Genomic DNA, 12,373 nt, shown 5'->3' on the forward strand with positions numbered 1-12,373 from the left:
CCGCGTTAAGGCTCGGCCGACGCCAATCCCAAAAGGTCGCAGCCAAGCGTCGGAGAAGATGATGGTCGATGAAGTCGCCGGTTCCCCCGCCCCCTTGGGTGGCGAGCGTGTGGGCGACCGCCTTCGCGCCGCGCGGGAAGCGGCGGGGCTGACGCTGGCGGATATCGGCCAGCGCACGCGCATCCCGCTTCGCCATCTCGAGGCGATCGAGACGTCGACCTATGCCTCGCTGCCGTCGATCACTTACGCGATGGGGTTCGTGCGTGCCTATGCCCGCGCGATCGGCGCCGACGAGGTTTCGCTGGCGAACAGCCTGCGCGGCGAATTGTCGACTACGTGGGCGCCCAAGCCCCGGCACGAGCCCTATGCGCTGGCCGAGCCCGCACGCGTGCCGCCGCGCGGCCTTGCGATGGCCGGCGTGCTCGTCGCGATCCTGATCGTCGTCGGCATCGGCCTCTGGTATGGCACGTCGATCTTCCGCGGCGAGGAAGCCGCGCCAATGACGGTTGCCGAGGCGCCGGCACCCAATACGGTCACGACGCCCGTGCCCGCGCCGACGCCCAGCCCCGCCGGCCTCGTCCGCCTGACCGCGACCGACGAGGTGTGGGTGCGCGTCTACGACGCCGCCAATGACACGTTGCTCATGAAGACGATGCAGAAGGGCGAGACTTACGACGTGCCGGTGACGGCGAAGGGGCCGCAGATCAATATCGGCCGTCCCGACAAACTGGCCGTGACGATCGACGGACAGGCGGTGCCGGCGCTCGGGTCGGGCGAGCGGCCGATCAAGGATATCGGCATCAGCGCCGAGGCACTGCGCGCGCGGGCCGCCGCCGGCGCTTAAGGCTGGCGACAGGTGGCGAAGGCCATTAGGGTTCCCGCCGAAACCGACACCGGGGGGTGCGAGAAGCCGATGAACCGTTCGATCCTGATCCTCATGTCGTGCGGCGTCGCGGCGCTCGCGCAGCCCGCCGCCGCGCAGGACGTCGGCCCGCGCGTCGACCGGCTGGAGCGCGAGATGCGCGCCGTCCAGCGCAAGGTCTTTCCGGGCGGTGCCGGCCAGATGATCGAGCCGCAGATCACCGCACCGCAGACTCAGGCCGCCGCGCCCGGCGTCCCCGCCACCAGCGCGATCGCCGACCTGACCGCGCGGGTCAGTTCGCTCGAATCGCAGCTTTCCAGCCTCACCGGCCAGATCGAGCAGAACCAGTATCAATTGCGCCAGCTTCGAGAGGCGTTCGAGGCGTATCGCAAGTCGACCGATGCCAAACTTGCCGCCGGCGTCGCCCTGCCTGCGCCCGTCACGTCCGACGCAGCCCCGCCCGCGCGCGACGTGGCCGCCGCCGGCGACACGCGTGACGCGCCGCCGCCGCGGATCAACGCCCCCGCCGCGACCGGCGGCGACCGCGCCAAGCAGGTAGCGGCGATCGCCAAGCCCTCCACGGGCGACGCGGGCGAGGACGCCTATACCTATGGCTATCGCCTGTGGCAGGCGAAGCTGTACCCCGAGGCGGCGACGGCGCTGAAGAAGATGGTCGCCGACTATCCGCAGCATCGCCGCGCGAGTTTTGCGCAGAACCTGCTCGGCCGCGCCTATCTCGACGACGGCAAGCCCAGCCTCGCCTCGATCGCGTTCTACGACAATTACAAGAAGATGCCCGATGGCGAGCGGGCGCCCGACAGCCTGCTCTATCTCGGCGAGGCGCTGGTCCAGCTCAAGAAGCCGGCCGATGCGTGCAAGGTCTATGACGAGCTCGGCGACGTGTACGGCGACAAGCTGACCGCGTCGATGAAGGCCGATGTCGCAAAGGCGCGCCTTGCCGCCAAGTGCAAGTGACGCGCTAGACGCGGGCATCGTTGCGCGGTTTGCGCGCAACCTGTCGGCGCTGTTCGATGTTGAAAAGGGCCGGCTGCTCGTCGCGGTGTCGGGCGGCGGCGACAGCCTCGCGCTGATGCTGCTGGCGCGGGCAGTGCTCGGCGAGCGGTGCATCGCGGCGACGGTCGACCACGGCCTGCGCCCCGCGTCGGCCGGAGAGGCAGCGTTCGTAGGGTCGATTGCCGGCCGCCTCGGCATCGCTCACACGGTCCTCCGCGGGGAGATGCCGGCGCGCACCGGGCGCACCGCCAATCTGTCAGCGCGCGCCCGCGCCTTTCGCTATGCGCTGCTCGAGGCCGAGCGCGTGCGCGTCCGTGCCGATGCGATCGCGACCGCGCATCATGCCGACGACCAGCTCGAGACGATGGTGATGCGGCTCAATCGCGGGGCCGGGGTCGCCGGGCTGGCGGGCGTGCGGGCGAAGGGCGGGCGGGTCGTCCGCCCACTGCTCGGATGGAGGTGCGCCGAACTGGCGGCGATCGTCAGGGGGGCGGGGATCGAGGCGATCGAGGACCCGAGCAACATCGACGACCGCTTCGATCGCGCGCGGCTGCGCAAGGTGCTTGCCGGGGTGGGCGCGCTTGATACCGAGCATTGGGCTGCCAGCGCGCGGGCGCTCGGCGACGCGGAGGATGCGATCGGCTGGATGGTCGAGCGGCTCGGCGGCGAGCGCATCGCGGTAATGGGGGGGCGTATCGAACTTCTTGCCGACGATCTGCCGTTCGAGCTGCAACGCCGGCTGGTCGAGCGTGCCTTGCGCACGGTCGAGCCGGGCATCGATCCGCGGGGCGATGCGCTCGCCCGGATGGCGGTCACGCTCAGGGACGGCCGCGCCGCGATGCTGGGCAACGTCCGCGCGACCGTGATGCGGCGAGAGGGGCGGGTGATTTGGACCTTCTTCGCCGCCCCGCCGCGGCGCACGCCCTAATCGGCGCTGTTCCACCGGCCGATCAAACGGGTCGGCGCTGTTCCCCCGGCCGATCACACTGATCGGCGCTGTTCCATTGCCATTAACCCCCGCTCGCCTATGTTGTCGGGTGAGAAGAGGTACACCGCGAATGAACGACAACGACAAGCAGCAGGATCCGGGCAACGGCGGCGGCAATCCGTGGATGCGCAGCCTGATGATCTGGGTCGGCATTCTCCTGGCGCTCGCGCTGTTCGTGCAGATGTTCGGCGGCAGCTCGAGCCAGGCGTCGGGGAACACCATTCCCTATTCGACCTTCCTAGACCGCGTCGAAGAGGGTCAGGTGCGCCAGGTCAACGTGTCGCCCGACACGATCACCGGCGAGCTCACCAATAGCGAGCGGTTCCGCACCAACACGCCCAACGATCCGCAGTTGATCCAGCGCCTGCGCGAGCGGGGCGTCGTCATCAATGCCCGGCCCGAGGAAGGGCCGAACATCTGGATGGTGCTGCTTTATCAGTCGCTGCCGTTCCTCCTGTTCCTCGGCATCGCCTTCTTCGTCCTTCGCCAGATGCAGAAGGGCGGCGGCGGCGGCGGTGCGATGGGCTTCGGCAAGTCGCGCGCCAAGCTGCTGACGCAGAAGGAAGGCAAGGTAACCTTCGACGACGTCGCCGGCATCGACGAGGCGCGCGAGGAGCTGGAGGAAGTCGTCGAGTTCCTGAAGGACCCGACCAAGTTCGCCCGGCTGGGCGGCAAGATCCCGAAGGGCGCGCTGCTGGTCGGTTCGCCCGGCACCGGCAAGACGCTGCTCGCCCGTGCGATCGCGGGGGAGGCGGGCGTGCCGTTCTTCACCATTTCGGGCTCGGACTTCGTCGAGATGTTCGTCGGTGTCGGCGCGAGCCGCGTGCGCGACATGTTCGAGCAGGCCAAGAAGTCGGCGCCGTGCATCGTCTTCATTGACGAGATCGACGCGGTGGGTCGTCACCGCGGTGCAGGCCTCGGCAACGGCAATGACGAGCGCGAGCAGACGCTGAACCAGCTCCTCGTCGAGATGGATGGGTTCGAGGCGAACGAAGGGATCATCATCGTCGCGGCGACCAACCGTCCCGACGTGCTCGACCCCGCGCTGCTGCGTCCGGGCCGCTTCGATCGCCAGGTCGTGGTGCCGCGCCCCGATATCGAGGGCCGGATCAAGATCCTCGAAGTGCACATGAAGAAGGTGCCGCTGGCGCCCGACGTCGATGCACGGGTCATTGCGCGCGGCACGCCGGGCTTTTCGGGCGCGGACCTCGCCAACCTCGTCAACGAGGCGGCGTTGATGGCGGCGCGCAAGTCCAAGCGCCTCGTCGCGATGCAGGAGTTCGAGGAAGCTAAGGACAAGGTCATGATGGGCGCCGAGCGGCGTTCGATGGTCATGACTGACGACGAGAAGCGCATGACCGCCTATCACGAGGCGGGCCACGCGATCGTCAGCATCCACGAGCCGGCGAGCGACCCGATCCACAAGGCGACGATCATTCCGCGTGGCCGCGCGCTCGGCATGGTCATGCGCCTGCCCGAGCGGGACAGCTATTCGTACCACCGCGACAAGATGTACGCGAACCTCGCGGTGTCGATGGGCGGCCGCGTCGCCGAGGAACTGATCTTTGGCTATGACAAGGTGTCGTCGGGCGCGTCGGGCGACATTCAGTACGCCACGGGCCTCGCCCGCGACATGATCACCAAGTGGGGCATGTCGGACAAGGTCGGCCCGGTGGAGTACGCACAGCCCGAGGGCGAGAGCTTCCTCGGTTACTCGTCGGCGCAGCCGCGGCATATGTCGAACGAGACCGCGCAGCTGATCGATGCGGAAATTCGCTCGACCGTCGAGGGCGGACTGGCCCGCGCGCGTCAGTTGCTGACCGATCATATCGACCAGCTCCACCTGCTGGCCGGCGCGCTGCTCGAGTATGAGACGCTGTCGGGCGACGAGATCAAGCGCCTAATCGCGGGCGAGGACCTCGACCGGCCGGAGCCGGGCGCGGGCATGAAGCCGGTCGCGTCGGCCGGGACCTCGATCCCCAAGACGCGGCGGCCCAAGGGTCCGTTCGGCTCGCCGCAGCCGGCGTGACCCGAAGTGAATGACGAAAAGCCCCGTCGCAGCGATGCGGCGGGGTTTTTCGTGCGCGCGCGGCGGGGAAGAATAGCTTGTACCCCGGCGAAGGCCGGCGTCCAGTTGGGTGACACTGATTGTAGTGGTCCGTCCACCAACACGGGGCCCGCTACTGGACGCCGGCCTTTGCCGGGGTACGGCTCGGTGGCAGCAATCACGGCGTTGCGAACGCGTGGATCGGGTAATGTCGTTTCAGCCTATCGTAACCGCCTCTAACTAAAGGAACCTTGCGCAAGCGTAACGGTTCAGCCTCGATGCGCACCCTGATCCTCGGCCTTGCCCTGTTCGCCGCTGCCACGCCGCTTCATGCGCAGGAGGCGAAGGACGAGCGGCCGCGCCGGACGCGGGTCGGTCTCGGGCCACAGCTCGTGCCGAGCTTTCCGGGGAGCGACAGCTACCAGCTTCGTCCGTTCATCGACGTGTCGCGGGCGCGGGGCGACGACGATTTTGCGTTCGAGGCGCCTGATGAAAGCGCCGGCTTCCCCGCGTTCCGCAGCGAGCGTTTCTCCGCCGGCCCCGCTTTCGGGTTCGAGGGCAAGCGGCGCAGCCGCGACGTCGGCGGTGTTCTGTCGGAGGTCGGGTTCACGGTCGAACTGGGTGGCTTCGTCCAGTATCAGCTGACCGACGCGATCCGGCTGCGGGTCGAGGGGCGCAAGGGCCTCAACGGGCACAAGGGACTGACGGGCATGGTGGGCGCCGACTATGTGCTGCGCGATCACGACAAATGGCTGATCTCGATCGGTCCTCGCGTCACGCTGGCCGACAACCGCTACATGGACGCCTATTTCAGCCTGACGCCGGGCGATGCCGCGCGATCGGGCCTGCCGGTCTATGACGCCAAGGGCGGCGTGCAGATGGTCGGCGCGACCGTCGGCGTGTTGCGGCAATTAAACGACCGCTGGGGCGTCAGCGGCTATGCCAAGTACGACCGGCTGGTCGCCGACGCGGCAGACTCGCCGGTGGTCGGCGCGTTCGGGTCGCGCAACCAGTTCTCGGCGGGCGCAGCGCTTTCCTACACCTTTGATTGACCGGTGACCCCCCCGCGCCGTAACGCGCGGGGCATGACGATCCATATCCTCCTGACCGGCGCCAGCCGCGGCATCGGTGCCGCGATCGCCGAGGCGCTGGACAGCGCCGACGTGCGCCTTGCCCGCCAGTCGACGGGCGCGTTCCTGGCGGCCGACTTCGCCGATCCCGCCGCGCCCGCCGACCTGTGGCGCCGCGCGCTGGTTGAGCTGGACGGCCGCATCGACGTGCTGGTCAATAATGCCGGCGTGTTCGAGGCCTCGCCGCTGGAGGCCGCGCACGACGTCTGGGTGGCCGAGTGGGAGCGCACGATGCGCATCAACCTTACCGCGAGCGCCGAGCTCTGCCGCCTCGCCGTCCGCCACTGGCAGGACCGGGGCGAGGGTGGGCGGATCGTCAACGTCGCGAGCCGCGCCGCCTATCGCGGCGACAGCCCCGCGCACTGGCATTATGCCGCGTCGAAGGCGGGGATGGTCGGCATGACCAAGTCGATCGCGCGCGGCTATGCCAGGGATGGCATCCTCGCCTTTGCCATCTGCCCCGGCTTCACGATGACGGGCATGGCCGAGGATTATCTGGAGAGCCGCGGCGGCGACAAGCTGCTGGCCGACATTCCGCTCGGCCGCGTTGCCGATCCGGCCGAGGTCGCGACGATCGCCCGCTTCTGCGCGCTCGAGGCGCCCGCGTCGATGACCGGCGCAGTGCTCGACGTGAACGGTGCGAGCTACGTGCGATGAGCGACAGCTGGAAAGTAACGCTGCCCTGCACTCGCGCAGAGGCCGAGGCGATCGACCCCGAGGGCGCGGCGTTCGCGGAGATGACCGCGCCGCCGGTGCTGCTGACGCGCGAGCTGACCGAGGACGATGTCGAGGACTGGGTGCTCGACGCCTATTTCCAGGACGAGCCCGGCGCGCGCGAGATCGAGATGCTGCGCGCGCTCGTCCCGAGTGCGGGCGATGCGGCGGTGATGCCCGAGCGTATCGCCGAAGCGGACTGGGTGACGCTCAGCCAGTCGGGGCTGGACCCGGTCGCGACCGACCGCTTCTACGTCCACACCAGCGCCAACAAGGGCGAAGTGCCGGAGGGGCTGCGCGCTTTTCATATCGAGGCGGGGCTCGCCTTCGGTACCGGGCACCATGAGACGACGACCGGCTGCCTGATGACGCTGGAGGCGATGAAGGCGGCGGGCATGGTGGTTCGCAACCATATCGACGTAGGGACGGGCACAGGGCTGCTCGCCTTTGCGGCAATGCACCTGTGGCCGAACGCGCGCGCGACCGCGTCGGACATCGACCCGATCTCGATCGACGTGACGCGCGTCAATGCCGAGGTGAACGGCGTTGCGCTGGGCGACGCGCCGGGGCGGCTGGCGCTCGCAGTCGCGCCGGGCCTCGCGCATCGCACGATCGAGCGGCGCGCGCCCTATGACCTCGTCTGCGCCAACATCCTCGCCGGGCCGCTGATCGAGCTGGCGCCGGCGATCGCGGCGGCGACGCTGCCGGGCGGGACGGCGATCCTGGCTGGGCTGCTCGACCGACAGGCGGACGATGTGCTCGCGGCCTATCGTCAGGCGGGGTTTCGGCTGGCGGGGCGCATCCAGCTTGGCGACTGGCCGAGCCTCAGGCTCGTACGCCGCCCGATCCGCTGATCGCGTTCGACTGCCGCCGCTCGGCGATCATGCCCGCGGTCGAATCGGCGGCGGCGAGCAGCATCGGCCCGAAGGATTCGAGCGGTTCGCCCGCCTCGCACGCCTGTTCGATCCGGCGGGCCAGGTCGGCGATCCGCGTCGCCCCCACGTTGAGCGCTGCGCCCTTCAGCGCATGCGCGGCGGGGGCGGCGGCATCGCGATCGTCGATCTCGATCAGCCGCGCGATCGCGGCGGGCGCGTGCGCGAGCTCGTCCGCCATCATCGCCAGCAGCCGGTCGACATTCGCGCGGCCGATTGTCGCCTCCAGATCGGCGAGCTTGCCGGTGTCGAGGAGCGGCGGTGCCGGCGTCTCGGTTGAGGGCCGGCGCGCGCCGATGCGGCGCAGCCGGTCGATCAGCGCGGCGCTGTCGATGGGCTTGGTGAGCAGGTCGGTCAGCCCGGCATTGTCGTAGAGCGCGCGCCGCTCGATCGCCGCATCGGCGGTAAGCGCGATGATCGGCGTCGCGGCGTTCGGTCCGCCGCCCTCGCGGATCGCACGCGTCGCCGACAGCCCGTCGAGTTCGGGCATCTGCATGTCCATCAGGATCGCGTCGAAGCGCCGCTCCGCCGCCGCCTCCACCGCCAGGCGACCGTTCTCGACGCTGATGATCGCGTGCCCGTCGCGGCGGACCAGCGCCTCGACCAGCATCCGGTTGATGCCGTTGTCCTCCGCCAAGAGGAGCGACAGCGGCGCACCCGCCGGGGTCGCGGGGCGGGGGCGGGACAGGGGCTTGCCGCTGGCCGCGGCAAGGCGCACGTCGAAGGTGAAGCAGGTCCCCTTGCCCGGCGCGCTCTCCACGCCGATGCGGCCACCCATCGCCTCGATCAGGCGGCGCGTGATGGCGAGGCCGAGGCCGGTGCCGCCGAACCGCCGCGTGGTCGACAGGTCGGCCTGGACGAATGGCTCGAACAGCCGCTCGATCGCCTCGGCCGCGATGCCGATGCCGGTGTCGCGCACCCGCGCGCGCAGCAGCCGGCCCGACCCCTCCGCCGACAGTGCGATGCTGAGCTCGATGCCCCCCGCGGGCGTGAACTTGACCGCATTGCTGATGAGGTTGGCGATCACCTGGCGCAGGCGGACGGGGTCGCCGCGCACCATCATGTCGCGCCCGACCGGCATCGACAGGCTGAGCGTCAGCCCCTTGTGCGAGGCGGCATGGCCGAACAGGTCGAGCGTACTGCGCGCCAGTTCGGCCAGGTCGAAGTCGATCGATTCGAGCGCCAGCGCGCCGCTCTCGATCTTTGAGAAGTCGAGTACGTCGTCGAGTACCGCCATCAGCAGCGACGCGGACTGTTCGAGGCTGTCGAGATAACGCTGGCGCACCGCGGGTTCGGGATTGGCGCGCAAGAGTTCGATCATGCCGAGCACGCCCGTCATCGGCGTGCGAATCTCGTGGCTGACCGTCGCGACGAAGGCACTGCGCGCGTCCGCCAGTGCCTGTGCTTGGTCCCGGGCGTCGATCAGCGCGCTTTCGATCTCCGCCTGCTCGGTCACGTCGCGGAACACGCCGACGATGCCGACGACGCGGCCATCGGGTGCGCGCTCGGCCTGGCCGAAGGATTCGACCTGGCGCAGTTCGCCATCGGCGCGGATCAGTCGGGCGCGAAAGCTCCACGCCTCGCCCTTCGCGATCGCGCGGTCGAGGAGTTCGCGGACCATCGGTCGATCGTCCTCATGATAGAAGTCGAGGCCGCTCTCGATCGGCGGCTGATCGCCGGGATCGAGGCCGTGGATCCGGAACACCTCGCTCGACCAGAAGAGCGAGCGGTCGATCACGTCGAACCGCCAGTGGCCGACGCCCGCCATCCGCTCGGCCAGCATCAGCAGGCGGTGGCTTTCCTCGATCTGCGCGGCGGCGCGTGCGGCCTCGACCTCTGCGGCATGGCGCTTGCCGATGTCGCGGACGCTGGCGACGAACTCGATCGGCGTGCCATCGGGTGCGCGGACGAGCCGGTAATTGGCCTCCAGCCAGACATAGCGGCCATCGCGGCGGCGCTGGCGATAGGTGCAGGTCGGGCTCTCCGCTCCCTCCAGCAGCGAGCGGCAGACGCGCTCCACTCGCGCGCGATCCTCGGCATGGATCGCCGCGATCGGAATGTCGCCGACCAGTTCCTCGGGCATGTAGCCGAGGATCGTCTCCGACGCCGGCGAAACGTAGCGGCGCACGCCGTCGAGGCCGATGCGGACGATCATGTCGTTGCTGTGCCGCGCGAGCAGGCGATAGCCGCGCTCGCTCTCGCGCAGCCGCTCGTCGAGGCGCCGGCGCTCGACCAGCACCGCGGCGATCGGCAAGGTCGACATGACGGTGACCGACAGGAACGCCTGGAGGAACAGGATCCGCTCGCCCGGTTGCAGGATCAGGCCGGCGATGGGGCCATGGCCCTGCATCGTCTGGACCGAGGCGATCGCCGCGACGATCGGGATCGCCATCGTCGCGCCGACGAAGCGCAGCCGGAACGCGGCCAGCGTCAGCGGCGGCAGGATGACGAACAGCGCCGGATAGCGCGTCTGGTCGAACACGATCGCCGTCGTCAGGGCGATCAGCGTGCCGATCCCAATCGCCTCCGGAACCCGGCCCGCTTTCAGGATCGACCGGCTGTCGGGATTGAACGCGACGAGGATCATCGGCCCTAGCACCAGCATGCCGAGCGCGTCGGCGGCGAACCAGTGAAGGACGTTGAGGCCGTATCCCGCCCCCGGCGTCACGACCGTCGCCCCGAACAGCGCCCCGATCGCGGTCGCGGCGACGCCCGCCAGTGCCATGAACAGCGTGATGTAGCGCGGCGAATGGACCGCTGCCTTCTGACCCCCGAAGCGCCGCATCAGGAAGATCGCGGCGATGATCTCGACCAGGTTCGACGCCGTCAGCCCCAGCGAGCGGACCGGCGGATAGCCCGCCACGAGATAGGCCGCGACGAAGCCCAGCCCGACGCCGGCAAGCACGACGCGCTCGTGCAACGTGCGGAACCGCAGCAGGATCGCCGCCGCCGCCGCATTGGCAAGCCAGAGCGGCGCGATCGCTGGATGATAGCGGGCAAGGAGCAGGCTGGGGATGGTGAGCGCCGCGGTCAGCACGAACATCGCCGCCGCCGGAAGGACCAGCGCCGCCACCGGCGATCGACCGGTCACCGCGTGGTAACGCCGACGCATGTCGTCGCCGATGCGCGCAATGCGTGCGGCGGGATCGACAGTCGTCCGGTCATCGGGCGCGCCCCCTTCGCCGCTGTGCCGTGCGGTCGGGGCAGGGGGGCGCGGCGGGGTGACCGCGTCCGACCGAACCTTCGCGCCGGTTGGGTCCGGCGTCGGGCCGCGACCGCCCGGCGACATCACGGCGGGGTCAGGGCTATGGGTCTGGTCGGCGATCCGCCATCACCCCTTGGGATCACGGGTGGCATCGTGGAGAAGCAGCACCGCCTGCGTCCGGTTGACGACGCCCAGCTTGCGCAGGATCGCCTTGACGTGCTGCTTCACGGTGATCTCGGATAGCCCGAGTTCGTAGGCGATCTGCTTGTTCAGGCCGCCGTCGCGCATCGCGCGCAGCACCCGCGCCTCTGCCGGGCTGAGGGAGGCGAGGCGGGCATCGGCGCTGTCCGGTGCCTCGAGTTCGAGCCCGGGCGTGAAGTGTGAGCCGCCCGACAGCACGGTGCGGATCGCGGCGGCAAGGTCGGCGAGCGGCGCGGCCTTATTCACATAGCCGGCGGCGCCGTTGGCGGCGGCGCGCACCTCGATATCGGGTCGCTCGTCGCCGCTGACGACGAGGATTGGGGTCGCCGGGCGGGCCCGTGCTACCTCAATGAGACTGGCGATGCCGCGGCTGTCGGCAAGCCCCAGATCGAGGATCACGAGGCCGGCCGGCATCGGATCGTCGAGGACTTCGCGAAGCGTCCCGGCCTGTGCGACCTGCGCCTCAGGGGCCGCCATTTCAAGTGCCATGCGCGCGGCTTCGCGGCACATCGGATGGTCGTCGGCGATAATCGCGCGCTGGATCATGTTTTGCACCCCTGTCAGTACCTTACCTACGGGGCGGTACGTTTCCAGTGGGAAATTCATCCAAGCTTGCCGAAGATCGCCTCATATCCGGCCTTGTCCCCGCTCGCGAGCAGCCGCGCTTGCTCGTGCCAGCGGTCGCGCGACATTCGGCCGGCGAACGGACCGAGATCGGCATCGAGCGCATCGGCCTGATCGGGCGACAGTGCAGCGAGGTCTGCGATCGAGGCGACCCCGCGCCCGGCCAGCATCGCGGCGGCCTTTGGGCCCAGCCCCTTCAGCGTCGTAAGCGGCGGTTCCATGGCGAGCGGCGGCGTAGCGGGCAGGGTGTCGGCAAGCGGCGGCGGCGCGGGCGCGACCGCAGGCGTGTCGGTGACGTGCGGCGTCGTTTCCGGCTCGACGGGAGGGGGCGCGGGGGGCGTTTCCGACTGCGTTTTGGCATCAGCGGCGGCGGGCGCGGGTGCGGCAGGCGCTTCCGCCCGGGTTTCGGCGCCCGGCGCGGCGGCAACCACCTCGACCGTTTCGCTGCGTTCGGCCAGCTCGCGCTCGCCCGCGCGGCGCTGGCGGCGACGCTTCTGGCCCCACAGTATCATCGCGATCGTCAGCACGATCGCGATGGCGATCACGACGAGGTGCGTGACGGTGATCGGCATCATCATTTCCGCCGCCCCGCCGGGCGAGGTCGTGGTGATCGTGTCGGCGGACGTGGAGCTGGCCATGGCGATCCTTCAGGGAAA

The 12,373-nt window shown here is 69.7% G+C and carries 10 protein-coding genes; 7 read left to right on the forward strand and 3 right to left on the reverse strand.

Annotated features, from left to right (window positions below; genetic code table 11):
* Positions 1–61: 61 nt before the first annotated feature.
* From FHR19_RS03905 to FHR19_RS03935, 7 genes are all read left to right on the forward strand, one after another.
* Positions 62–844 (forward strand): helix-turn-helix domain-containing protein, encoded by a 783-nt coding sequence (locus FHR19_RS03905; RefSeq protein ID WP_184024589.1) that lies wholly within the window; start codon positions 62–64, stop codon positions 842–844.
* A 69-nt stretch (positions 845–913) separates the two neighbouring features.
* The gene (locus FHR19_RS03910; protein ID WP_184024591.1) at positions 914–1,837 is read left to right on the forward strand and encodes a hypothetical protein; all 924 of its coding nucleotides are present in this window, start codon (positions 914–916) and stop codon (positions 1,835–1,837) included.
* Complete coding sequence (gene tilS, locus FHR19_RS03915; RefSeq protein ID WP_184024593.1) at positions 1,818–2,804, forward strand: tRNA lysidine(34) synthetase TilS; 987 nt, start codon at positions 1,818–1,820, stop codon at positions 2,802–2,804. Before FHR19_RS03910 ends, tilS begins: the two co-directional genes overlap by 20 nt.
* A gap of 130 nt (positions 2,805–2,934) precedes the next feature.
* Positions 2,935–4,893, forward strand: coding sequence for an ATP-dependent zinc metalloprotease FtsH (gene ftsH, locus FHR19_RS03920; RefSeq protein WP_184024596.1), 1,959 nt, complete (start codon positions 2,935–2,937; stop codon positions 4,891–4,893).
* Between the two features lie 296 nt (positions 4,894–5,189).
* Entirely contained in the window at positions 5,190–5,963 is a 774-nt protein-coding gene (locus tag FHR19_RS03925; RefSeq protein ID WP_184024599.1) for a MipA/OmpV family protein, read from the forward strand.
* A gap of 33 nt (positions 5,964–5,996) precedes the next feature.
* Positions 5,997–6,698 (forward strand): SDR family NAD(P)-dependent oxidoreductase, encoded by a 702-nt coding sequence (locus tag FHR19_RS03930; RefSeq protein ID WP_184024602.1) that lies wholly within the window; start codon positions 5,997–5,999, stop codon positions 6,696–6,698.
* Complete coding sequence (locus tag FHR19_RS03935; protein ID WP_184024605.1) at positions 6,695–7,609, forward strand: 50S ribosomal protein L11 methyltransferase; 915 nt, start codon at positions 6,695–6,697, stop codon at positions 7,607–7,609. Before FHR19_RS03930 ends, FHR19_RS03935 begins: the two co-directional genes overlap by 4 nt.
* On the opposite strand, the gene FHR19_RS03940 is transcribed toward FHR19_RS03935, so the two are convergent.
* The 3 genes from FHR19_RS03940 to FHR19_RS03950 all read right to left on the reverse strand — a co-directional run bounded on the left by FHR19_RS03940 (position 7,581) and on the right by FHR19_RS03950 (position 12,355).
* Complete coding sequence (locus FHR19_RS03940; protein WP_184024608.1) at positions 7,581–10,799, reverse strand: PAS domain-containing protein; 3,219 nt, start codon at positions 10,797–10,799, stop codon at positions 7,581–7,583. The genes FHR19_RS03935 and FHR19_RS03940 overlap by 29 nt on opposite strands.
* A gap of 219 nt (positions 10,800–11,018) precedes the next feature.
* Complete coding sequence (locus FHR19_RS03945) at positions 11,019–11,639, reverse strand: LuxR C-terminal-related transcriptional regulator (RefSeq protein ID WP_184024611.1); 621 nt, start codon at positions 11,637–11,639, stop codon at positions 11,019–11,021.
* A gap of 56 nt (positions 11,640–11,695) precedes the next feature.
* Positions 11,696–12,355: a hypothetical protein gene (locus FHR19_RS03950; protein ID WP_184024614.1), complete on the reverse strand. Its 660-nt coding sequence runs from the start codon at positions 12,353–12,355 to the stop codon at positions 11,696–11,698.
* Positions 12,356–12,373 lie beyond the last annotated feature (18 nt).

Origin of the sequence: Sphingomonas yantingensis, assembly GCF_014199325.1 — a bacterium.
GTDB classification, from domain to species: domain Bacteria; phylum Pseudomonadota; class Alphaproteobacteria; order Sphingomonadales; family Sphingomonadaceae; genus Sphingomonas; species Sphingomonas yantingensis.

Bases quoted from the DNA above. Each gene is read 5' to 3' on its own strand.
- FHR19_RS03905 (WP_184024589.1), top strand. From the start codon at position 62: ATGGTCGATGAAGTCGCCGGTTCCCCCGCCCCCTTGGGTGGCGAGCGT.
- FHR19_RS03910 (WP_184024591.1), top strand. From the start codon at position 914: ATGAACCGTTCGATCCTGATCCTCATGTCGTGCGGCGTCGCGGCGCTC.
- ftsH (WP_184024596.1), top strand. From the start codon at position 2,935: ATGAACGACAACGACAAGCAGCAGGATCCGGGCAACGGCGGCGGCAAT.
- FHR19_RS03925 (WP_184024599.1), top strand. From the start codon at position 5,190: ATGCGCACCCTGATCCTCGGCCTTGCCCTGTTCGCCGCTGCCACGCCG.
- FHR19_RS03930 (WP_184024602.1), top strand. From the start codon at position 5,997: ATGACGATCCATATCCTCCTGACCGGCGCCAGCCGCGGCATCGGTGCC.
- FHR19_RS03935 (WP_184024605.1), top strand. From the start codon at position 6,695: ATGAGCGACAGCTGGAAAGTAACGCTGCCCTGCACTCGCGCAGAGGCC.
- FHR19_RS03940 (WP_184024608.1), bottom strand. From the start codon at position 10,799: ATGCGTCGGCGTTACCACGCGGTGACCGGTCGATCGCCGGTGGCGGCG.
- FHR19_RS03945 (WP_184024611.1), bottom strand. From the start codon at position 11,639: ATGATCCAGCGCGCGATTATCGCCGACGACCATCCGATGTGCCGCGAA.
- FHR19_RS03950 (WP_184024614.1), bottom strand. From the start codon at position 12,355: ATGGCCAGCTCCACGTCCGCCGACACGATCACCACGACCTCGCCCGGC.